Annotated in this window: 23 protein-coding genes; 6 read left to right on the plus strand and 17 right to left on the minus strand. The window is 68.6% G+C overall.

The window, feature by feature from the left end; translation table 11 throughout:
• Nucleotides 1-195 precede the first annotated feature (195 nt).
• Both P3L51_RS14065 and P3L51_RS14070 read left to right on the plus strand, forming a co-directional pair.
• Nucleotides 196-1,026, plus strand: a complete 831-nt coding sequence (locus P3L51_RS14065; RefSeq protein WP_354605523.1) for an SCO4651 family lipoprotein — start codon at nt 196-198, stop codon at nt 1,024-1,026.
• Nucleotides 1,027-1,131: 105 nt separating this feature from the next.
• Nucleotides 1,132-1,308 (plus strand): hypothetical protein, encoded by a 177-nt coding sequence (locus P3L51_RS14070; RefSeq protein ID WP_354605524.1) that lies wholly within the window; start codon nt 1,132-1,134, stop codon nt 1,306-1,308.
• A gap of 111 nt (nt 1,309-1,419) precedes the next feature.
• On the opposite strand, the gene P3L51_RS14075 is transcribed toward P3L51_RS14070, so the two are convergent.
• Nucleotides 1,420-1,809 (minus strand): metal-sensitive transcriptional regulator, encoded by a 390-nt coding sequence (locus tag P3L51_RS14075; protein ID WP_354605525.1) that lies wholly within the window; start codon nt 1,807-1,809, stop codon nt 1,420-1,422.
• A 211-nt stretch (nt 1,810-2,020) separates the two neighbouring features.
• Between P3L51_RS14075 and P3L51_RS14080 the strand changes: the two genes are divergently transcribed.
• Nucleotides 2,021-2,641, plus strand: a complete 621-nt coding sequence (locus P3L51_RS14080; protein WP_069627297.1) for a DUF47 domain-containing protein — start codon at nt 2,021-2,023, stop codon at nt 2,639-2,641.
• 5 nt (nt 2,642-2,646) lie between these two features.
• Complete coding sequence (locus P3L51_RS14085) at nt 2,647-3,645, plus strand: inorganic phosphate transporter (RefSeq protein WP_354605526.1); 999 nt, start codon at nt 2,647-2,649, stop codon at nt 3,643-3,645.
• A gap of 242 nt (nt 3,646-3,887) precedes the next feature.
• Here P3L51_RS14085 and pstB read toward each other — a convergent pair whose 3' ends face one another.
• The 4 genes from pstB to pstS form a co-directional block, all read right to left on the minus strand.
• Nucleotides 3,888-4,664, minus strand: coding sequence for a phosphate ABC transporter ATP-binding protein PstB (gene pstB, locus P3L51_RS14090; RefSeq protein WP_354605527.1), 777 nt, complete (start codon nt 4,662-4,664; stop codon nt 3,888-3,890).
• 53 nt (nt 4,665-4,717) lie between these two features.
• Nucleotides 4,718-5,791: a phosphate ABC transporter permease PstA gene (gene pstA, locus P3L51_RS14095; RefSeq protein WP_354605528.1), complete on the minus strand. Its 1,074-nt coding sequence runs from the start codon at nt 5,789-5,791 to the stop codon at nt 4,718-4,720.
• The gene (gene pstC, locus P3L51_RS14100; RefSeq protein ID WP_354605529.1) at nt 5,788-6,786 is read right to left on the minus strand and encodes a phosphate ABC transporter permease subunit PstC; all 999 of its coding nucleotides are present in this window, start codon (nt 6,784-6,786) and stop codon (nt 5,788-5,790) included. Before pstC ends, pstA begins: the two co-directional genes overlap by 4 nt.
• A 97-nt stretch (nt 6,787-6,883) precedes the next feature.
• The gene (pstS, locus tag P3L51_RS14105) at nt 6,884-8,017 is read right to left on the minus strand and encodes a phosphate ABC transporter substrate-binding protein PstS (protein ID WP_354605530.1); all 1,134 of its coding nucleotides are present in this window, start codon (nt 8,015-8,017) and stop codon (nt 6,884-6,886) included.
• A 237-nt stretch (nt 8,018-8,254) separates the two neighbouring features.
• Between pstS and P3L51_RS14110 the strand changes: the two genes are divergently transcribed.
• Nucleotides 8,255-9,151, plus strand: coding sequence for a phosphotransferase family protein (locus tag P3L51_RS14110; RefSeq protein ID WP_354605531.1), 897 nt, complete (start codon nt 8,255-8,257; stop codon nt 9,149-9,151).
• 56 nt (nt 9,152-9,207) lie between these two features.
• On the plus strand, nt 9,208-9,504 hold the full coding sequence (locus P3L51_RS14115) for a barstar family protein (protein ID WP_354605532.1): 297 nt from the start codon (nt 9,208-9,210) through the stop codon (nt 9,502-9,504).
• A 21-nt stretch (nt 9,505-9,525) separates the two neighbouring features.
• Here P3L51_RS14115 and P3L51_RS14120 read toward each other — a convergent pair.
• The 12 genes from P3L51_RS14120 to P3L51_RS14175 all read right to left on the minus strand — a co-directional run bounded on the left by P3L51_RS14120 (nt 9,526) and on the right by P3L51_RS14175 (nt 20,475).
• A protein-coding gene (locus P3L51_RS14120) for an IS5 family transposase (protein WP_354605533.1) occupies nt 9,526-10,385 on the minus strand; the annotation gives its coding sequence in 2 pieces (ribosomal slippage) (nt 9,526-10,034 and nt 10,034-10,385; 861 coding nt in all).
• Between the two features lie 483 nt (nt 10,386-10,868).
• Entirely contained in the window at nt 10,869-11,771 is a 903-nt protein-coding gene (locus tag P3L51_RS14125) for a JmjC domain-containing protein (protein WP_354605534.1), read from the minus strand.
• A gap of 26 nt (nt 11,772-11,797) precedes the next feature.
• Complete coding sequence (locus tag P3L51_RS14130) at nt 11,798-12,085, minus strand: hypothetical protein (protein ID WP_354605535.1); 288 nt, start codon at nt 12,083-12,085, stop codon at nt 11,798-11,800.
• 286 nt (nt 12,086-12,371) lie between these two features.
• Entirely contained in the window at nt 12,372-13,220 is an 849-nt protein-coding gene (locus P3L51_RS14135) for a helix-turn-helix domain-containing protein (RefSeq protein ID WP_354605536.1), read from the minus strand.
• 29 nt (nt 13,221-13,249) lie between these two features.
• A complete protein-coding gene (locus P3L51_RS14140; RefSeq protein WP_354605537.1) occupies nt 13,250-13,777 on the minus strand; it encodes a DUF6879 family protein in 528 nt (175 codons plus the stop codon).
• Complete coding sequence (locus P3L51_RS14145; RefSeq protein WP_354605538.1) at nt 13,755-13,982, minus strand: hypothetical protein; 228 nt, start codon at nt 13,980-13,982, stop codon at nt 13,755-13,757. The genes P3L51_RS14140 and P3L51_RS14145 overlap by 23 nt, the downstream gene beginning before the upstream one ends.
• 234 nt (nt 13,983-14,216) lie before the next feature.
• Nucleotides 14,217-14,666, minus strand: a complete 450-nt coding sequence (locus P3L51_RS14150) for an NUDIX hydrolase (protein ID WP_354605539.1) — start codon at nt 14,664-14,666, stop codon at nt 14,217-14,219.
• Nucleotides 14,663-15,748 (minus strand): CHAD domain-containing protein, encoded by a 1,086-nt coding sequence (locus P3L51_RS14155; RefSeq protein WP_435594444.1) that lies wholly within the window; start codon nt 15,746-15,748, stop codon nt 14,663-14,665. The genes P3L51_RS14150 and P3L51_RS14155 overlap by 4 nt, the downstream gene beginning before the upstream one ends.
• Nucleotides 15,735-17,960, minus strand: coding sequence for an RNA degradosome polyphosphate kinase (locus tag P3L51_RS14160; RefSeq protein ID WP_354605540.1), 2,226 nt, complete (start codon nt 17,958-17,960; stop codon nt 15,735-15,737). Before P3L51_RS14160 ends, P3L51_RS14155 begins: the two co-directional genes overlap by 14 nt.
• A 228-nt stretch (nt 17,961-18,188) precedes the next feature.
• Complete coding sequence (locus P3L51_RS14165) at nt 18,189-19,145, minus strand: ABC-2 membrane transporter-related protein (protein ID WP_354605541.1); 957 nt, start codon at nt 19,143-19,145, stop codon at nt 18,189-18,191.
• A complete protein-coding gene (locus P3L51_RS14170; protein WP_354605542.1) occupies nt 19,142-20,050 on the minus strand; it encodes an ABC transporter ATP-binding protein in 909 nt (302 codons plus the stop codon). Before P3L51_RS14170 ends, P3L51_RS14165 begins: the two co-directional genes overlap by 4 nt.
• A complete protein-coding gene (locus P3L51_RS14175) occupies nt 20,047-20,475 on the minus strand; it encodes a GntR family transcriptional regulator (protein ID WP_354605543.1) in 429 nt (142 codons plus the stop codon). The genes P3L51_RS14170 and P3L51_RS14175 overlap by 4 nt, the downstream gene beginning before the upstream one ends.
• Nucleotides 20,476-20,522 lie beyond the last annotated feature (47 nt).

The raw sequence follows: 20,522 nt of genomic DNA on the forward strand, positions 1-20,522 counted from the left end.
CGGAGATGTGTATAAGAGACAGGGTCCGGGGTTTCTTGCTCGCGCACCGGTCCACCGTACTCGCGCGTACGTGTCCGGTCAGGGGCGGTGCGTGACGAGGCGCGCGGGGCGTCGTTATCGGGACAGGGCGGCTCTCGGACAGGCAATGGCGAGCACAACGGCAAGCAACGGTAAGGCGTTGGGGGTTGGCAGGCGATGGTGCAGCAGCGCAGACACAGGGGCGTGGCGGTCGTCGCCGCTGCCGTCACGGTGGTGGGGGTCGTGGCCGGGACCGCCGGTTGTTCCGGGAGCGAGGGTGCGATGGCCGACGACCGGCCCCTCGGTGATCCGGCCGCGGTCCGCGGAGCGGCCGACGCGCTGGTCGGGGCGGGCAGCTCCAAGGCCAAGACGTCACTGGTGATGGCGACGGGCGGGACGCGCGTGACCATCAGGGGCGAGGGGCGGTACGACTTCCGTAAGAGGATGGGACAGCTCTCGGTCGTGCTGCCGACGGACCCGGCCGGTACGGACGAGCACCGGCCGATCTCGGAACTGCTGGCACCGGCCGCCCTCTATATGAAGAACCGGGGCGCCGGGGTGCCCGAGGACAAGTGGGTCATGCTCGACTCGACCACCCTCGCGGACGGCAATCTGGTCACCGGTGGCGCGACCGATCCGCTGACCGCCGCCGAACTGCTGCGCGCCGCGAAGGACGTGGTCCTCGTCGGCGAGCAGGAGCTGGCCGGCGTCCGTGTGTCGCACTACCGGGGCGTCACCGACATCGAGCGGGCCGCGAAGCGGGCGGCGCCGTACGCGCGCGAGGCGCTGGCCGCGGCGGCGCGGGGCTTCGCCGAGGACGTCGTACCGTTCGATGCCTATCTGGACGACGCGGGGCGGCTGCGCAAGGTCAGACACCAGTTCAGCTACCGGAATCAGGGGCGTACGGTCGCTGTGGCCTCGACCACCCTGCTGTACGAATTCGGGGTCGCCGTCGGGGTGCGGCTCCCCCCTGAGGACCAGATCTTCACCGGGAAGATCAAGGTGTAAATGGTCCGGACGTGCCATGCGCGTCACGTCTCATCCTCCTTACCCTAGGAAGCCGGCAGTCGACACCGCCAAGAAGACGACACCGGCAGGAAGAGGTGAACGCACGTGGCTCTGTCGCGCACGCAGACCGTCCAGGACCACGTGGCCCTCGCCGAGATCGAACTCTGCGGAGAGCTGATGATCGCGGCGTCGGCCGCGGACGGTGAGCGGCTCAGCCCGGACCGGATCGACGAAGTACTGAAGGTGGGCACGGACCGCGGCGAGAGATCGCCCTACCGCTGAACCGTCGTCCTGCCGGTCGTCCTGTCCGTCGACCTGTCTGTCGACCCCGTCGACCCGACCTGTCCGTCGGCCCTTCGACCCGTCGGCCCGGCCCCTCTACCTTCGGCAGGTTCAGGTACGCAGCAGCCGCGCGATCGCCTTCGTCGCTTCCTGGACCTTGTCGTCGATCTCGTCGCCGCCCTTGACCGCCGCGTCCGCCACGCAGTGCCGCAGGTGCTCCTCCAGCAGTTGGAGGGCGAAGGACTGGAGCGCCTTCGTCGAGGCCGAGACCTGGGTGAGTATGTCGATGCAGTAGACGTCCTCGTCGACGAGCCGCTGGAGCCCGCGGATCTGGCCCTCGATCCGGCGCAGCCGCTTGAGGTGCTCGTCCTTCTGCTTGTGGTAGCCGTGGACACCGCGATCGTGGTCGGTGACGATCTCGTCGCCGACCGTGCCGGCTGTCGTGGCCGTACCGGAGGTCGCGTCGCTGGTCGCCGCGCCTGCCGCCTCGGTGGTCGTCATCGCGTCCTCCTGGTGGGGTGTTCGTGAGGGATGTCCGAAAGGGGCGTAAATACCCCAGGTAGGTATATGATACCCAGTCGCGCGCGCGGGGGCAGGGGCACGTCATGATCGTCGTGTCCTATGCAGCACACTGATGGACGCCGGTTAGCCGTGGCCGGATGATGCGCCTAGCATCAGCCTGACCGAATCCGATGTAACCCGAGGATCCCCCGTGCGCTTTCGTCTGACCCCCAGGGAGACGAGCTTCTACGACATGTTCGCCGCGTCCGCGGACAACATCGTCACGGGCTCCAAGCTCCTCATGGAACTGCTCGGAGCGGATTCCTCCGCCCGGGCCGAGATCGCGGAACGGATGCGGGCGGCGGAGCACGCGGGGGACGACGCCACGCACGCGATCTTCCACCAGCTGAACTCCTCCTTCATCACACCGTTCGACCGCGAGGACATCTACAACCTCGCCTCGTCCCTCGACGACATCATGGACTTCATGGAGGAGGCCGTCGACCTGGTCGTCCTCTACCAGGTCGAGGAGCTGCCCAAGGGCGTCGAGCAGCAGATCGAGGTGCTGGCGCGGGCGGCTGAGCTGACCGCCGAGGCGATGCCGCACCTGCGGACGATGACCAACCTCACCGAGTACTGGATCGAGGTCAACCGCCTGGAGAACCAGGCCGACCAGATCCACCGCAAGCTGCTCGCCCAGCTCTTCAACGGTAAGTACGACGCCATGGAAGTCCTGAAGCTCAAGCAGATCGTGGATGTGCTCGAGGAGGCCGCCGACGCGTTCGAGCACGTCGCGAACACGGTGGAGACAATCGCGGTCAAGGAGTCCTGAACCACGTGGACACCTTCGCCCTGATCGTGACCATCGGTGTCGCGCTCGGCTTCACGTACACCAACGGCTTCCACGACTCCGCGAACGCCATCGCGACATCGGTGTCAACGCGTGCGCTGACGCCGCGCGCCGCGCTGGCGATGGCCGCCGTGATGAACCTCGCGGGCGCGTTTCTCGGCCAGGGGGTCGCCAAGACCGTCAGTGAAGGACTGATCGCCACGCCGCACGGGCAGCGAGGGATGGGGATCCTCTTCGCCGCGCTCGTCGGGGCGATCGTCTGGAACCTGGTCACCTGGTATTACGGCCTTCCGTCCTCCTCCTCCCACGCGCTCTTCGGCGGCATGGTGGGCGCGGCGCTCGCCGGCGGGACCGAGGTGATCTGGACCGGGGTGCTGGAGAAGGTCGTCATCCCGATGTTCCTGTCGCCGATCGTCGGGCTGGTCATCGGCTATCTGGTGATGGTCGGCATCATGTGGATGTTCCGGCACTCCAACCCGCACAAGGCCAAGCGCGGTTTCCGTATCGCGCAGACGGTCTCCGCGGCCGGCATGGCGCTCGGGCACGGTCTCCAGGACGCGCAGAAGACGATGGGCATCGTGGTGATGGCGCTGGTCATCGCGGATGTCGAGGGTCAGGGCGACGAGATCCCGGTCTGGGTGAAGATCGCCTGTGCGGTGATGCTCTCGCTGGGTACGTACGCGGGAGGCTGGCGCATCATGCGGACGCTGGGCCGCAAGATCATCGAGCTGGATCCGCCGCAGGGGTTCGCGGCGGAGACGACGGGTGCGTCGATCATGTTCGGCTCGGCGTTCATCTTCCACGCGCCGATCTCGACGACGCACGTCATCACCTCGGCGATCATGGGCGTCGGCGCGACGAAGCGGGTGAACGCGGTGCGGTGGGGTGTCGCGAAGAACATCATCCTGGGCTGGTTCATCACGATGCCGGCGGCGGCGCTGGTGGCGGCGGTCAGCTTCTGGCTCGTGAATCTGGCGTTCGGCTGAGCGTGCCGGGCGGTTGCCTTCGGCCGGGGGTCCGGGGGTTGTCCCCCGGGTCGGCACGGTTGGCTCGTGAATCCGGCGTCCGGCTGAACGTGCCGGGCGGTTGAGCCCCGCGTTCGGCTGCGCGCGGCCTTCGGCTCACGCCGTAGAACATGTGTGGGCCCGCCCCCTGGGAGAGGGGGCGGGCCCTTCGCCTTGCGGTGGCACCGCCATGCAGCACCGCAGGACGGCTTTCGCGCCGGTGCCTATCCGAAGCGGCCGGAGATGTAGTCCTCCGTGGCCTGTACGGACGGGTTGGCGAAGATGCGTTCCGTCTCGTCTATCTCGATGAGCTTGCCGGGCTGGCCCACGGCCGACAGGTTGAAGAAGGCCGTACGGTCCGAGACCCGCGCCGCCTGCTGCATGTTGTGCGTCACGATGACGATCGTGAAGCGCTCCTTGAGCTGGCCGATCAGGTCCTCGATCGCGAGCGTGGAGATCGGGTCGAGCGCCGAGCACGGCTCGTCCATCAGCAGCACCTCCGGCTCGACCGCGATCGCGCGGGCGATGCACAGGCGCTGCTGCTGGCCGCCGGAGAGGCCGGAACCGGGCTTGTTGAGGCGGTCCTTGACCTCGTTCCAGAGGTTGGCGCCCTTGAGGGACTTCTCGACGACGTTCGCCAGTTCGTTCTTGCGGTACTTGCCGTTGAGCCGCAGACCGGCCGCGACGTTGTCGAAGATCGACATCGTCGGGAACGGGTTGGGCCGCTGGAAGACCATGCCGACCGTGCGGCGGACCGCGACCGGGTCGACGTTGGCGCCGTACAGATTCTCGTCGTCCAGCAGGACCTTGCCCTCGACGCGGCCACCGGGCGTGACCTCGTGCATGCGGTTGAGGGTGCGGAGGAAGGTGGACTTGCCGCAGCCGGACGGGCCGATGAAGGCCGTCACGGAGCGGGGCTCGACGGTCATGGAGATGTCGTCGATCGCCCGGTGGGTGCCGTAGTACGCGGTCAGGCCGCTGACGTCGATTCGCTTGGCCATCTGAATCACTGCTTTCTGCGTGACCCCGCTCGGCGGAGCCGGATTTCGGGGCCTCAGCGGCCGGTCTTGGGAGCCTTCCAGCGGGCGATGCCGCGGGCCACCAGGTTGAGGATCATGACGAAGGCGATCAGTACGAGGGCCGCGCCCCAGGCTCGGTCGACCGCGGCGTCGGTGCCCACCGAGTACTGCTCGAACACGTACAGCGGCAGCGACGACTGGGCGCCTTCGAACGGGTTCGAGTTGATGAGCTTCGTACCGAACACGAGCAGCAGCACGGGCGCGGTCTCACCGGTGATACGGGCCACCGCGAGCATCACGCCGGTGGTGATGCCACCGATCGCCGTGGGCAGGACCACCTTGAGGATGGTGCGCCACTGCGGCACGCCCAGCGCCAAGGATGCCTCACGAAGCTCGTTCGGGACGAGCTTCAGCATCTCCTCGGTGGAGCGCACGATCACCGGCATCATCAGGATCGCGAGCGCCAGGGCGCCGGCGAATCCGGAGAATCCGAAGTCGAACATCAGGATCCACGTCGAGAGGATGAACAGGCCGGCGACGATCGACGGGATGCCGGTCATCACGTCCACGAAGAAGGTGACGGCGCGGGAGAGCTTTCCGCTTCCGTACTCGACGAGGTAGACGGCGGTCAGCAGACCGATCGGCGTGGCGATCAGCGTGGCGATGGCGACCTGCTCGATGGTGCCGAGCAGCGCGTGGTAGATGCCGCCGCCCTCGTCCGTGTCGAGGAGTCCGCTCATGGAGTGGGACAGGAAGTACCCGTCGACGACTCCCGCGCCCTTGCTGATGGTCGTCCAGGCGAGCGAGAGCAGCGGGATGACGGCCAGGATGAAGCAGACCCAGACCAGGCTGGTCGCGACCTGGTTCTTGCCCTGCCGGGGGCCTTCCACCTTGGCGGTGATCAGATACGTACCGCCGATGAAGATCAGCGCGGCGAGCAGACCCCACTGGATCTTGCTGTCCAGCCCGGCCACCACCCCGATCAGGCAGCCCAGCCCGGCGGAGCCGGCGGCGATGGCCAGGGGCGCCCAGCCGGGCATACGCGCGTGGGAGAGCGAGCCTTGAGGTTCGGCGACCGACGGCCGCTTGTCCTGAAGCGTGTGGCTCATGCGTTGGCCCCCGAGTACTCCTTGCGGCGGGCGATGATCGCGCGGGCCGCGCCGTTGACCAGCAGTGTGATGATGAAGAGGATCAGGCCGGAGGCGATCAGCGCGTCCCGGCCGAACTCGTCGGCCTCGTTGAACTTGGCGGCGATGTTCTGCGCGAAGGTGCCGCCGCCCGCGTCGAGGATGTGGAACGAGAGCAGGAAGCTCGGCGAGAGGACGACGGCGACGGCCATCGTCTCGCCCAGCGCGCGTCCGAGCCCCAGCATCGAGGCGCTGATGATGCCGGAGCGGCCGAACGGAATCACGGACATCCGGATGACTTCCCAGCGCGTGGCACCGAGGGCCAGAGCGGCTTCCTCGATCATCTTCGGCGACTGGAGGAAGACCTCACGGATGACGTTGGTGATGATCGGCAGGATCATGATCGCCAGCAGGATGCCCACGGTGAACAGGTTGCGGGCGATGCCTTCGTTGGTCTTCTCGAAGATGTACGTCCAGGCGAAGTACTCGTTGAGCCACTTGTTCAGGCCGTCGAGGTACGGGACGAGGAAGACGGCGCCCCAGAGGCCGTAGATGATGCTCGGTACGGCTGCCAGCAGGTCGACCAGGTACGCGATCGGCGCGGCGAGTCTGCGGGGCGCGAAGTGCGAGATGAAGAGCGCGATGCCTATGGCGACCGGGACAGCGATCACCATGGCGATGATCGAGCTGACGATGGTGCCGAAGACGAGTACGGCGATGCCGAAGGACGGCGGGTCGCCCTGCGGGTTCCACTCGAAGGTGGTGAGGAAGTTCGTCTCGTCCTTGGAGATCGCGAGCGTCGCGCGATAGGTCAGGAACGCGGCGATGGCGGCCATGATGACCAGCAGGGTGATACCGGACCCCCGGGACAGACCCAGGAAGATCCGGTCGCCGAGCTGCTTCGGCCCCTTGCTCGCGCCCTTGTTCTCAAGGGTGGGGGGTGGCGGTGCGTCGTTGGGTGCGGCTGCTGTATCCATCGTTTCTCCGGTCTGCGGAGCCGGGTCGCGGCTCCTGGCGGCGGTGCACCGGAAGACGTGACCGGCCCCGCTCGGCGGGGCCGGTCACGTCCGGGGGTCAGGACAGGGTGGGGACGATCTCGCGGACCTTGGCCGCGATCTCCGTCGGGAGCGGGGCGTAGCCGGCCTCGCTCAGGACCTTCTGGCCCTCTTCGCTGACGGTGTAGTTGAGGAACGCCTTGACGCTGGGCAGGGTCTCGGCCTTGTTGCCCTTGTCGCAGGCGATCTCGTACGTCACCAGGATGATCGGGTAGGCACCCTCGGCCTTGGTGGCGTAGTCCAGCTCCAGGGCCAGGTCATTGCCGGTGCCCTTGATCTTGGCGGCGGCGATGGCCTTGGAGGCGTTCTCCGTGGTGGCCTCGACCGGCGCGCCGGCGCCCGTGTCCACCTTGACGGTGGTCAGGTTGCTGGCGGTCGCGTAGGAGAGCTCGAAGTAGCCGATGGCGCCTTCGGTGTCCTTGACGCTGGAGGCGACGCCGGAGGAACCGCTGGCGGCCTGGCCACCCTTGGCCTCCCACGACTTCGAGCTGTCGTCGTACTTCCAGTCGGCCGGGGCCGCGGCCTTGAGGTACTTGTTCAGGTTCTGCGTCGTACCCGACTCGTCCGAGCGGTGGAACGCCTGGATCGCGGTGCTGGGCAGCTTGGCGTCGGGGTTGAGCTCGGCGATCGCCTTGTCGTCCCACTTCTTGATCTTCGAGTCGAAGATCTGGGCGAGGGTCGGGCCGTCCAGGATCAGGCTGTCGACGCCGGGCACGTTGAAGCCGATGGCGACGGGGCCGCCGACCATCGGGAGGTTGATGCCCTTGCCGCCCTTGCAGACTTCCTCGGAGGCGGTGACTTCCTCGGGCTTCAGTGCGGAGTCGGAGCCCGCGAAGGCGACCTGGCCCTGCGTGAACTTGGTGATGCCACCGCCGGAACCGATCGGCTGGTAGTTGATCTCGACGCCCGCACAAGCCTGCTGGAAGTTCTTCACCCAGAGGTCCATCGCGTTCTTCTGGGCGCTCGATCCGGCGGCAAGGACCTGGCCCTTGGCGTCGTCGCACTTGATGCTGGAGGCGGCCGCGGTCTTGTCGCCGTCGCCGGAGTCCTTCGCGTTGTCGTCCGAGCCGCACGCCGTGAGAACCAGGGCGCCGGAGACGGCGAGGGCACCGAGCGCGGTGGCGCGCAGCCGGTTCTTGCGCTGAAGCTTCACTTCGGGTGTTCCTTCCAGAAGCCGCCGGTGTGCGGTTGTACGCACTTCTACGACGGCGTGCGTCGAGTTGGTGGGTCCGGCGGTATGCCGGTCACCGTGTAAGGCCGAAATTAGGCAGATCAGGTGAAGCCGCTGACGGATGGGAGTGAACGGAAGGTGAACCGTGACGGACAGCCTGGTGCGGCTCTGGCCCGGATCGCCGCCCGACACGGCGTGGGCGTCGAGAAAGTGCGCCCCATGGCCTCAGGAGTCGCGAATCGGGCCTGGCTCCTGGGGCCGGATCTCGTGCTGCGTGTACCGCGTACGGAGGCGTTCGTCGCCGACCTGGTGAAAGAGGCGGCGGTGATTCCCGTCGCGCGGGAGGCCGGGGTGCGTACGCCGTCGCTCGTGACCTTCGACGACAGCCGTACGGACGCGGACGTGCCGTACATGGTGCTGGAGCGGGCGCCGGGGGCGGACCTCGCGGATGTGGGGGGTGTGGCCGAGGGCGTCTACCGGGAGGTGGGGCGGGAGCTGGCCCGGCTGCATCGGGTGTCGCACGCGGGTGGGGAGTTGACGGCGGGGTTGACGGGGACGTTGACGCGGGGGTTGACCGCTGTCCCGGTGGAGTACGACCCCGACGTCGGCGCCCCGCGCCGGCTGGTCGAGGGTCTGCTGGCGGACGGCATGCTCGACGCGGAGGCCGCGCGGTGGCTCGGCGGCTGGTTCGACCGGCTCGCGGAGCGGATTCCCGAGGGTCCGCCGCGTGTCCTGGTACACGGCGACATCGCACCGCAGAACCTGCTGGTGACCCCGGAGCCGCTGATGCTTTCGGGGATCGTGGACTGGGGGGACGCGATGTGGGCGGACCCGGCGGTCGAGTTCGCCAAGACACCGCTGTGGGGGATCCCGGCGATGCTCGGTGGCTACCGGGAGGGCGGGGGCGGCTCGGTGGGCTCGTACGACTCGTACGACTCGTACGGCTGGGAGGCCCGCGTCCTGCGCCACCACCTCACCTGGGCGCTCGCCCGTCTGAGGAACCCCGCCCCGGTCGCGGGCGAACGCCACTGGACGGCGCCCCCGGCCGCCCGCCTGCTCGGCATCCTCCGGTTCTTCGCCTCCTCGCCGCCCGCGCCGTGGCCGGCCCTCGCCTAGAGCCTGTCTCTTTGACCGGTGAGCGCCTCCTGGTGCGGGCTGGTTAGTCTGCTGCGATGACGGATAGCGAGCTGGTCGTTGACCTGCGTGGTCGACTGATCGAGACACTCAACGACTTCTGGGACGCGGTGAGTGAGCCATGTGGGCTGCCGGAGTGGTTCGGCCGGAACCTGGACGCGTGGTCGGACACGATCGAGACTCGGGGCATCTCTGAGGTAATCGACAGCCATGACATTCTGATCGTGCACGTCGACCGGCGGGGTCTCTTCGGTGGGAACCTGCGGGAGGCCAAAGTCCTGGCCGGCATCTTTGACGGAGAGCAGAACCGGCTCATCGTGCACGGGTTGGCCTGACGAATCCTTCGGACGCCTTGCTCAGCGCCGGGTCCAGATGAGAATGGCAGCAAGGTGGAGTGCGGCCTGGTAGGCGATGGCGAGCTTGTCCGTCCGCATTGCGAGGCCGCGCCACTGCTTGAGTCGGGCGATACATCGCTCGACGGTATTGCGCACCTTGTATGCCTCGACGTTGAAGCCGGGGGGCCGGCCTCCGGCGCGGCCTCGCCGCAGGCGGTGGCCGATCTGGTCGGCAGGCTGCGGGATGACCGCACGGATGCCGCGTCGACGGAGGTGCCCGCGGATCGCGCGGGAGGAGTATGCGCGATCCGCAAGGACGACCGCAGGGCGGGTTCTTGGCCTGCCGAGTCCGCTTCGCGGGATTCGGATTCCGGCCATGACCGCCTCGAAGGCCGGCGCGTCGCCAGCCTGGCCTGCCGTGACGTGAATGGACAGAGGCCGTGCCCGGCTGTCGCCGGCCAAGTGGACCTTCGTGCTCAAGCCACCGCGAGAGCGTCCAAGCGCGTGATCCTCGGGCTCGAACTGGTCGGAAGCCCCCTTTTCCTGGCTCCGGCCGAATGCTGGTGAGCCCGGCAGACGGTGGAGTCCACCGAGACCGTCCAGCCCACGTCGCCATCGGCATCCGCAACTGCGAGAACCGCCGCGAGGATTCGTTCCCATGTGCCGTCCACAGCCCACCTGATCAGGCGTTTGTGCGCGGTTTGAAAAGGCCCGAGTTCCTCCGGCAGGTCACGCCAAGGTGAGCAGGTGCGGTACTTCCACGCGATGGCTTCCAGGGTTCGGCGGTGGTCGGCCCACCTTCGTCCACGGACCGGATCGGCCGGCATCAGCGGCTCGATCCGGTCCCACATCGCATCGGTGATCACTAACCGGACAGGCATATCGGATCAACTGATCAACCCACCAAAGAGACACGCTCTAGCGCTGTGGCCGTCCACCGGTCGGACCGCGCGCCCCGGCGACAGCGCCAGGCGGCGAGCATTCGCCTGCCGGGACCCACGTATCCGATGCGTCTGTGCATCCGCGAGGTCACTTCCGGCAGTGGAGCCTGCCTCAGTGAAGTTCGCTTAAGCATCGGAAAGGCGCGACGAGGGCCGAAAAGGCACATGCTCTTCGTCGCGCGGCACGTTCATCCGGGGCCGCCGCCCCCGGCTCGGCGCAGGTACGCGGTCGACGTGGCCTATCAGAACCAGCAGATCGAGCAGCGCACCGGCGAACTCGACGCGCTCAAGAGGGGCATCGGCGAGTGGATGAGGCCCGCGACGAAGCTCACGGCGGGCTGACAACAGTGGGTGGGCTGGTTCGGTGAGCGGAGACGGCCATGACGAGCCGACGCCGGGTCGCGATGCCCAGGCCCGGAGGGATCAGGTCGTGTACTCCAGCTCGGTCATGGCGGCTCGGCGTACGGCGAGGGCGAGCTCGTCCACGTCCAAGGCGGCCAGATACGCCACGAGCGCGTCGCGAGTCTCCCGGACACGGTCGGTCAGTGCCGGGCCCCCGATGTCGCCGGGCAGGATGATCCGCCGGAAAGTGGGCTCCTCGATCGCGCCCGTGATCAGTCTCTCGGCCAGCCACATGGGGGTGCGCTCCCGGATGGCGAACGTCAGATGGACGCTGTCCTCGTTGGCGTCCACCACACGCGGATTGTGTACCCAGCCCCTCGGTAACAGGAGTGACTGCCCCGCATGGAGGTCGACGACCATGTCCGGTCCGGCGGCTTCCCAGTCCGGGATGTAGTTCTCGCGCCAAACCCGCCAGGATTCATTGAAATCCCTCATCGGTGCCGTGACGGTTGGGCGCCACAGTTGCCACCGTTTGATTCCCGACGACTGCACGATCACCGCCATCTGCTGATCCCAGTGGTGGCGGAGCCCCTGATTTCCCGATGGCGTCATGAACGCGTGGACGTAGTTCGAGAATCCCGTCTCCTTCTGGATGGCCCGCGAAATCCTCGCCATGAAGGGAATGACCCTCTGAAGGTTGCCGAGCCGAAGGGTGTACCCGCCGCGATACAGCCTTCGGAGCTTGTCCGGATCGGTCCGGCCGTTGGTCATGAAGGCGTCGCGGTTGAGGGACGGGCCGGGGGCCTTCACCACGGCGATCTCGTTTGCGGGGACGCACCCGGTGGCGATGTAGGCGTGGAGAGACGCCGAGGTCACGGTGCGGTCGAGTTCCGTGGTGTCGCGCTGGTACACGCGAGGCTCGTCAGGCCACGAGGCCAAGAGGTCGGCTACGCCGGCTTCCGGGAGCAGAAGACTGAGCGACATGGCGTCCTTTCCCGCCCGCTGAGCGGTCAGAGCGGCGGCAGTGGGCACTGGATCTCAGGAAGGAAGCGCTGCGGGCAGCAGACGACCGAGAATGACACCAGGTTCGAGGACTTGGTGTAGTGGACCCAGACGGCGTCGCTGCCCCGTCCGAGCGCGTCCCGCGCGTAGCCGACCTTCGTACGCAGGTCGAGGTATGCCTGCTTGCCGTCCTCACGCTCGAAGGGCAGGTTCGCTCCGTGGGTCTCCTTCAGCCAGGCCAGGGCGTCGGGGAGATCCGTCCACGCGCGGTCCGGCGAAGTCTGGGTCCGGCGCATCAGCCAGTGGCCCGTCTCTGCATGGGCGGCATCGTGGAGGAGAGGAACGCCCTGGTCTGCTCGTCGTTGGGGTGGACCCCCGGGCGGCGTAGTCCTTCTTGGCCGTAGACGTCCCTGCCCCCGATCCAGGGGCCGTACCCATGCCAGTGTCCGCACCAGCTCATCGATGCCTTTCCTTGAGCGTCGTGGGCCGCGCTCCGGCCGGCCGGAATGCGGCCCAACCCATGCTGTGCGGTCGGCCTGTGGCGCTGCGGACCCCAACGAACTTCTACGGACTTGCGCGGATTCACCCGAGCGCGTCAGTCGCGGCGGTGATCAGCTCGCGGGCGTTGGCTCCGTAGACCGCGATGGTGGACAGCTCCTTGAACGTGCTTACGTATTCGGAGACTTCACGCGGCTGCGTCACCGTCAGGTTGGCCGACACCAGTTCCACAGATGCTTGGGTGTCGTCGAAAAGGGAGAAGGACTCCGCAGGCCAGGCATTGCCACGTTCGGTCCCCATGGGGATTACGCCGAGACTCACGGACGGTTGGGATGCCGCCGCGATGAGATGGCCCAGTTGGCCGGTCATTACGCGAGCATCGCCGATCATCGTGCGGAGAACCCATTCCTCCACGAGCATGGCGAATTGCTGGTGGCCCGAGCGGAGGACGCGTTGACGTTCCATCCGCGCCGCGACCGCGGCATCAACGTCGTCCGGAGCATTTCGAAGGGCCACCACCGTGTTGAGCACAGCACGGGTGTAGTCGGGAGTCTGCAGTAGACCGGGAACGACCCACGACTGGTAGAAGCGGAAGCGCCGGGTTCTCTCGAAGAGGGGCAGCACGGACTCCTGCACCCGCTTCAGACCGCCCCTCTCCAGCCGCCTCCACTCGACGTACATGCCTTCGATGCCACGGGCCGTCGCGATGAGGTCAGCGGTCTGATCCTCCGCATCGCACAGACTCGTCCACAGACGGACGTCGGCGTCGGACGGGGGCGTCCTGCCGTTTTCGATGCGTGAGGTCTTGGATTCGTGCCACCCGGCCGCCGCCGCCAAGGCGCGTGCCGTCATGCCGGAGTCCTTCCGGATCTCGCGCAGGCGAGATCCGAGGGCTTCCTTGGCTTGCTGAACGCTGGACGATGGCGGGGCCACGGGGGAACTCTGCCTGTTTCACTCGTGATTCAGGACGGCCTGTACTCCTCGTGCGGGACCGCTCGTTCCCACACGGCCTCGAAGGCCGCCGAACAGAGCCGTACGACCGCCGGATCGGCCGTGCGTTCCTCGTCCCCTTCCGGAGACAGTTCGCCCTCACCGGTGAAGTGGAGGAACACGACCAGGCTGTCATCGAACAGCCAGAAGTCGTTGCCAGGAAGGGACAGATCAGAAGCCCGGCGGCGGGGGAGCCATCGGACCTGCTCGCCGCCCGCGGTGTTGCCGGCCGTCAGATGGTGCTCGAACCGGATGTACTCACTGACCGGTTCGGAGACGATGCGAGCCCGGCGAATCTCTACGCCGCGACCGGTGATCTCTCGCATCAACTCCTGCCAAGGACGCTGATCCGGATCGTTGTCGGCCGAGACGCTGTCCCGGTCCTGTTGCCAGGCGAGGAAACGCGGATCGGAGCGCATGTAGCCGTCCCGCATCTCCAGGTGCACCGCCGACCGCTCGATCAGGTGGAACAGTTCCTCAAACGCAGGTTCCGCCGCCACCGCTGACCTCCGGAAAGAACGTGACCATGTACTTGGGGATCTCCACCACGGTCTCATGGTCGGGCAGATCCATCTGGGACAATCGCGCTTCGTCAAGGACCTTCAAGCCCTGGACCAGGTACTTGTCCGCTACGTCGTCGTAGTACACGGTCGGGGACTTGCCTTCGGGGGAGTTCGGGTCCTTGCCGAGCAGGTGCAGCGCCATGACGACCTCCGGTGTGCGGCTGACAATCCCTCCCAGATTGCGCCGAACCCGCGGGTGAGGACAGGAACTTGCATGAACTTGCGCAGATTCACCGATTCGGGTCGTTGCTCAGACCTCGCCGGTGGTCCGGCGCAGGACATGCGACGGCGGCCCGGAGGTCGTTGCCGGCCAGTGCCGAGCTGCTGGGGCGGACCTCCGTCAAGGAGGTCAGAAACTGCCCCTGGGGGGCGGGCTTCAGGCTTCCGGCGTGCGCCTCGCCGGAAGCGAGTTCAGCAGTGCGTCGATCAGCAGGCGGTCGCGGGGCTGGGTCAGGCGGTCGCGGGCCGTGGGTGGGGGGAGCCAGAGGATGCGGTCCACCTCGTCGTTCACCGCGAACTCGCCGTCCGTCGCCTCGGCCGCCCAGTAGATGACCTGCTTGGGGCGGCCGTTGGCCAGGTAGCTGACCGTGCCGAGGCGGGCGCCCGGGGCGCAGTGGTGGCCCGTTTCCTCCAGGACCTCGCGCAGCGCTCCCGTGAGGGCGTCCTCCGCGTGCTTGAGTTTGCCCTTCGGGTGGGACCAGTCGTCGTACTTCGGCCGGTGGACCAGGCAGATCTCGGTGCCGTCCGCCCGGTACGGCGACTTCCGCCACAGCACGCAGCCCGCCGCGAGGACGGTGCGGGTGCGGGTGCCGTCCGTCCCGCTCATGGCGTGGTCACCGCCCCCCGCCCCCAGACCTGCTGGAAGTCGTAGCGCGCCGCCTCCACCTCGTGGCGCTGGTCCGCGTGCAGCACCCCGAGCGCGTACGCCGTCGTCGGGGCGATCCGCGGGGTACGGGCCGCGTTCGCCGCGGCGGCGGCCGCCTCGGCCGCGTCGCGGTGCCGGTCCAGCGCGCGGCCCGCATCGGCGAGCACCGGGTCCGGGGCGCCGCCCGCGTGCCGGACCTCCTGGGCGTAGCGGTGGAGTCTGAGCAGCAGCCGCACCTGGTGCCACGGTGCGTCCTGGGCCTCGCCGTCCGCGGGGGTGGAGAGGCCGTGGACCAGGGCCTCCGCGTTGTACGGGTGGGCGGCGCGCGTCAGCGGCAGTGCGGAGACCGCGTCGAGCAGTCGTCGTTCGGCCGCGCCCTGCGGCGAGGCCAGGATCTCGGCGGCGGGCGCGCCCGCGACCGGCGCCAGCGGTACCTCGGAGGCCAGGACGGCGACGGCGTCGGCCACCGCGTGGAAGCGGGACGAGCCCAGCGCCTGGAGCGCCGCCGAGTGCGACCGCGTACGCGCGAGGGTCAACTGCCGCTCCAGCAGCGCCCCGGCGCGCGACGCCCCGACGGTCAGCGCCCCCGGAGCCGTGGCCTGCGCCGTACCGCCTTCGCCGTTACGGGCGGTCGGCACCGTTCCCGCCCCCGACAGCCGCGCCAGCGCCGACACCAGCCGGTGCAGCCGCGTCGTGCACGCGTACTCCTGGGCGAGTGTGCCGGAGAGCCAGCCCAGTTCCGTACGGAGCTGGTCCGCCCACACCGGGTCGAGCAGCACCCGGAACGTGTGCAGGCTGCCCGCGATCCGCCGCGCCGAACAGCGCAGCGCCGACGCCGCCTCCTCGGCCGCCGCCGTGTCCGAACCGCTCTCCCCGTACAGCCGCAGGCTGCGCAGGAAGTCCCCGCACCGGGTGTTCAGATACCCGGCGAGGACCTGGCCCGCGGTCGCCTCGAAGGCGTCGTCGGGCTGGGAGGGCTGGGAGGGCTGGGAGGGCTGAGCCGTACCGACCGAGCCGGCGGTGTCTGCTTCATGGTGCTGCACGCCGGCGCCTCCGGGCGTCAATGAGCATTTCCTGTACGTGCCTGAGCGGCTGCCCGTCCGCGTCGACGGAGTGCCGGGTCCAGTTCCCGTCGGCGCCCAGATGCCAGGAGGCGGTGTCGTCCGCCATGCCGGTCTCCAGAAGCCGGGTGATGGCCGCGCGGTGCGCCGGGTCGGTGACCCGTACCAGTGCCTCGATACGACGGTCGAGGTTGCGGTGCATCATGTCGGCGCTGCCGAACCACACTTCGGGCTCGCCGCCGTTGCCGAAGGCGAAGATGCGGGAGTGTTCGAGGAAGCGGCCGAGGATGGAGCGCACCCGGATGTTCTCCGACAGGCCGTGCACTCCGGGGCGCACGGCGCAGATGCCCCGCACCCAGATGTCGACCGGTACGCCCGCCTGCGCCGCGCGGTAGCACGCGTCGATCACGGCCTCGTCGACCATCGAGTTGACCTTGATGCGTACGTAGGCGGGGCGGCCCGAACGGTGGTGCGCCGCTTCCTTGTTGATCCGCGTGATCAGCCCGTCGCGCAGCGACTTGGGCGCGACCAGCAGCCGGCGGTAGGTCTCGCGCCGCGAGTAGCCCGACAGCCGGTTGAAGAGGTCGGAGAGGTCCGCCCCGACATGCGGGTCGGCCGTGAGCAGGCCCAGGTCCTCGTAGAGCCGTGCCGTCTTCGGGTGGTAGTTGCCGGTGCCGACATGGCTGTAGCGGCGCAGGGTCTCGCCCTCCTGCCGGACCACGAGCGAGAGCTTGCAGTGGGTCTTGAGCCCGACCAGCCCGTACACGACATGGCAGCCGGCCTCTTCGAGCTTGCGCGCCCACTTGATGTTCGCCTGCTCGTCGAAGCGGGCCTTGATCTCCACGAGGACCAGGACCTGCTTGCCCGACTCGGCGGCGTCGATCAGCGCGTCGACTATCGGGGAGTCGCCGGACGTCCGGTACAGCGTCTGCTTGATCGCCAGCACGTCCGGGTCGCCCGCCGCCTGCTCCAGGAACGCCTGGACGGAGGTGGAGAACGAGTCGTACGGGTGGTGCAGCAGTACGTCGCGCTCCCGCAGCGCGGCGAAGATGTCCGGCGCCGACGCCGACTCCACCTCCGCGAGGTCGCGGTGCGTGCCCGCGATGAACTTGGGGAACTTCAGCTCCGGCCGGTCGAGTGCGGCTATCCCGAACAGCCCGGTCAGATCCAGCGGCCCCGGCAGCGGATAGACCTCGGCGTCGGACACCTTCAACTCGCGTACCAGCAGGTCGAGCACGTACGGGTCGATCGACTCCTCGACCTCCAGGCGCACCGGCGGACCGAAGCGGCGCCGCATGAGCTCCTTCTCCAGCGCCTTGAGGAGGTTCTCCGCGTCGTCCTCCTCCACCTCCAGGTCCTCGTTGCGGGTGACCCGGAACATGTGGTGCGCCAGGACCTCCATCCCGGGGAACAGCTCCTCCAGGTGCGCCGCGATGACGTCCTCCAGCGGCACGTACCGCTGCGGGGACGCCTCCAGGAAGCGGGTCAGCAGAGGAGGGACCTTGACGCGGGCGAAGTGGCGGTGGCCGCTCACGGGGTTGCGGACGACGACCGCGAGGTTGAGGGAGAGCCCCGAGATGTACGGGAAGGGGTGCGCCGGGTCCACGGCCAGCGGCGTCAGGACGGGGAAGATCTGCTGCCGGAACAGGGTGAAGAGGCGCGCCTGCTCCTTCTCCGTGAGGTCGCCCCAGCGGATCAGGTGGATGCCCTCGTCGGCCAGCGCGGGGGAGATGTCCTGCTGGAAGCAGGCGGCGTGCCGCGCCATGATCTCCCGCGACCGGGTCCAGATCAGGTCGAGCACTTCGCGGGGCTGGAGCCCTGAGGCCGAACGGGTGGCGACGCCGGTCGCTATCCGGCGTTTCAGGCCCGCGACGCGGACCATGAAGAACTCGTCCAGGTTCGACGCGAAGATCGCGAGGAAATTCGCCCGTTCGAGTAGCGGCGTGGCCGGGTCCTCGGCAAGTTCCAGTACGCGTTCGTTGAAGGCGAGCCAGCTGCGCTCACGGTCGAGGAAGCGGCCCTGGGGCAGCTCGTCGCCCTCGGCGTGGTCGTCCTGCTCGTACGAGTCGAGATCGGCGTCGAGATCGGGCTCCAGATCGGACACCGCGGCACTGACCGTGTGCGGCCGGTGTGCGGCGATGGACCCGACGGACGGCTGCGGGTGGACCGGGGTCTCGGCAGGCTGCTGGCTCATACCTCCATTGTTCCGCGCGGAAGGCACGACAGGCGCGTCGGAGCCGGCGGGGGCGAGGCGGAACCTGCCGTTGGGAGTGGGGGGCACAGCGGGCTGCATTCCGAGAGCGTCGCAAGCGCGTCTGAATGGCCGGTAACGGCGACATGACGTGCAGGGGAAGCGGGGCGGGGTCGTACGGGGTCCCGCCCGCCTCCACGCGGCGGGCGGGACCCCGTACGTGTACCGGACTCAGCCGTGCCGCCGCCCCAATACCTTGAACGCGGCGAAGACGCACGCGGCGGCCAGGACGAGGACGATGCCGGTCTCGACGAGCTGGAGGGGCCAGAAGTGCGACTCGGGGTGGTACTCGTAGAAGTGTGTGGCGGCCGTGGGGGTGGAGCCCGGGTCGCACGGAGACTTCGAGAAACCCATGTCCCAGCACTGCTGGTAGGTCATCCGGCTGCCGTCGGCGAGGACGACGCCCTCTCGTACGATCCAGGGATCGGACGACGCGGTGAAGGGGCTCGCGTCCGCGCCCCCCTCTGTCTTGAGGACCAGCCACAGGTTGGGCCGCACCCAGGCGAAGAACAGCGAGACTCCCCCCGTGGCGGCCAGGCCGGCGGCCATCGCCAGGAGGGTACGGCGCAGGAGTACGGCCGCGAGCGCGCCGACGGCGACCGCCAGCAGGACGTAGCCGACAACGGTCAGTCCCAGGGCGGGGTAGACCTCGCGATCGCTCCAGGACCGGGCCATGGACAGGGACTCGTCATCCTGGCTGTAGGACCTGCTCCAGCGGAAAGTGGCGGCCAGGAGAACGGCACCCGCCGTGGCGATCACGGCCGCGCCGGCGAGGCGGACGGTGAGCCAGCGGGCGGGCGACACCGACTGGGTCCATGCCAGTCGGTACATGCCCGACTCCAGCTCACGGGCGACCAGCGGCCCCGCGGTGAACGCCACGACGACGAGCGGCAGCAGGACGGCGGCGCCGCCGACGTAGTTCTCCGCCCAGCGGAACCAGCCGCTCGCCGTTGTGCCGTACGCACACCCCTTGCCGCAGTTCACCATGGCCCCTGCCGAGCCGACCCAGATACGGGCCGCGACCAGGCAGCCGACGGTGAGCACCGTGACGAGCAGCGCCGTCCACAGCGCGGGACGGTGCTGTCGTACCGCGACCCAGGCCGGGCCGCGCGGAGTCAGGCTGCTCATGCCGTCACCGCCACTGGCCGCTCGGTGCTCCGCGATTCGGCGCTCGGCGTCAGCAGGAGGGGCGCGCCCGGGGAACGCAGGTGGGCGAGCAACAGTTCCTCCAGGGATGGTTCCACGGTCCGCCAGTCGTGGCCGACCGGTCCGTCGGGGCGGATCAGCGCGGTGAGTTGGCGTCCCGTGGTGCGCGAGTCCACGACCGTGTGCGGCGCCAGGTCGCGTACGGGGCCGGTGACCAGCCGGTGCGCGGTCAGCAGGTCCTCGGTCTCGCCGCCGAGGCGGATGTGCCCGTCGTCGACGAGCAGGAGGTAGTCGCAGGTGCCTTCCAGCTCGGTGAGGATGTGCGACGAGATCACGACGGTGGTGCCGTGTGTCGCGGCCTCGGCCATGAGCGTGCCCATGAGCTGATGGCGGGCGAGTGGATCGAGGTCGGCCATCGGCTCGTCCAGCAGCATCAGTTCGGGCCGCTTGCCGAGCGCGAGGGCGAGCGCGACGCGGGTGCGCTGGCCGCCGGAGAGCGTACGGACGCGTACGCCGAGGTCGAGCCGTCCCTCGGCGACGATCCGCTCGGCGGCTTCGGCGTCCCAGCGGCCGGGGTTGAGTTCGTGCCCCATGCGCAGGGTGTCGCGGATCGTGAACTGCCGGTACAGGGGCTTGTCCTGGGCGACGTACGCGATCCGTTCGCGGGCATCGGCCGGGCGCTCGCCGAGGACACGGATGCCGCCTTCGGTGGCCGGGAGCACTCCCGCGGCCTGGGCGAGCAGCGTGGACTTGCCGGCGCCGTTGGGGCCGACGAGGGCGCAGATACGGCCGGCGGGCACCCGGAAGGAACAGTCGCGCAGGGCCCAGCCGCGCCGTTTCCCGTAGCGCTTGCCGAGGCCGGTGGCCTCGATCGCCGCGGCTGTCATGAGTGTTCCCCCTTGTTCGTGACGCTCGTGCCGGTGTGCGTCGTGAAGTGTTCGGCGAGGACGGAGTCGAAGAGGGCGGACAGGTCGTCCCTCTCCAGCCCCCCGTCCCGGGCCCGTTCGGCCCACGTGGCGAGCTCGGCACGGAGTTCGGCCCGCAGCGGGCTGTCGGCGGCGCCGCCGCCGAGGGTGCCGCGTACGAAGGTCCCCAGCCCGCGGCGCCCTTCGGCGAGACCCTCGCGCTCCAGTTCGCGGTAGGCCTTGAGGACGGTGTTGGGATTGATGGCGGTGGCCTCCACGACCTCGCGGGCGGTGGGCAGTTTGTCGCCGGGCTCCAGCAGGCCGAGTCGCAGCGCCTGTTTGGTCTGCTGGACGATCTGGAGGTACGTGGCGACACCGCTGCGCCGGTCGATGCGGTATTCGATCACGCAAGCACCCTTTCACTAGGGAAGTAGTGAAAGCATGGGACGAAGAA

The organism is Streptomyces panacea, assembly GCF_040560175.1.
Taxonomy (GTDB): Bacteria; Actinomycetota; Actinomycetes; order Streptomycetales; family Streptomycetaceae; genus Streptomyces; species Streptomyces panacea.

Coding starts and splice junctions, on each gene's coding strand:
- P3L51_RS14065 (WP_354605523.1), top strand. CDS start 196: ATGGTGCAGCAGCGCAGACACAGGGGCGTGGCGGTCGTCGCCGCTGCC.
- P3L51_RS14075 (WP_354605525.1), bottom strand. CDS start 1,809: ATGACGACCACCGAGGCGGCAGGCGCGGCGACCAGCGACGCGACCTCC.
- pstB (WP_354605527.1), bottom strand. CDS start 4,664: ATGGCCAAGCGAATCGACGTCAGCGGCCTGACCGCGTACTACGGCACC.
- pstA (WP_354605528.1), bottom strand. CDS start 5,791: ATGAGCCACACGCTTCAGGACAAGCGGCCGTCGGTCGCCGAACCTCAA.
- pstC (WP_354605529.1), bottom strand. CDS start 6,786: ATGGATACAGCAGCCGCACCCAACGACGCACCGCCACCCCCCACCCTT.
- P3L51_RS14110 (WP_354605531.1), top strand. CDS start 8,255: ATGGCCTCAGGAGTCGCGAATCGGGCCTGGCTCCTGGGGCCGGATCTC.
- P3L51_RS14115 (WP_354605532.1), top strand. CDS start 9,208: ATGACGGATAGCGAGCTGGTCGTTGACCTGCGTGGTCGACTGATCGAG.
- P3L51_RS14125 (WP_354605534.1), bottom strand. CDS start 11,771: ATGTCGCTCAGTCTTCTGCTCCCGGAAGCCGGCGTAGCCGACCTCTTG.
- P3L51_RS14130 (WP_354605535.1), bottom strand. CDS start 12,085: ATGCGCCGGACCCAGACTTCGCCGGACCGCGCGTGGACGGATCTCCCC.
- P3L51_RS14145 (WP_354605538.1), bottom strand. CDS start 13,982: ATGGCGCTGCACCTGCTCGGCAAGGACCCGAACTCCCCCGAAGGCAAG.
- P3L51_RS14150 (WP_354605539.1), bottom strand. CDS start 14,666: ATGAGCGGGACGGACGGCACCCGCACCCGCACCGTCCTCGCGGCGGGC.
- P3L51_RS14160 (WP_354605540.1), bottom strand. CDS start 17,960: ATGAGCCAGCAGCCTGCCGAGACCCCGGTCCACCCGCAGCCGTCCGTC.
- P3L51_RS14165 (WP_354605541.1), bottom strand. CDS start 19,145: ATGAGCAGCCTGACTCCGCGCGGCCCGGCCTGGGTCGCGGTACGACAG.
- P3L51_RS14170 (WP_354605542.1), bottom strand. CDS start 20,050: ATGACAGCCGCGGCGATCGAGGCCACCGGCCTCGGCAAGCGCTACGGG.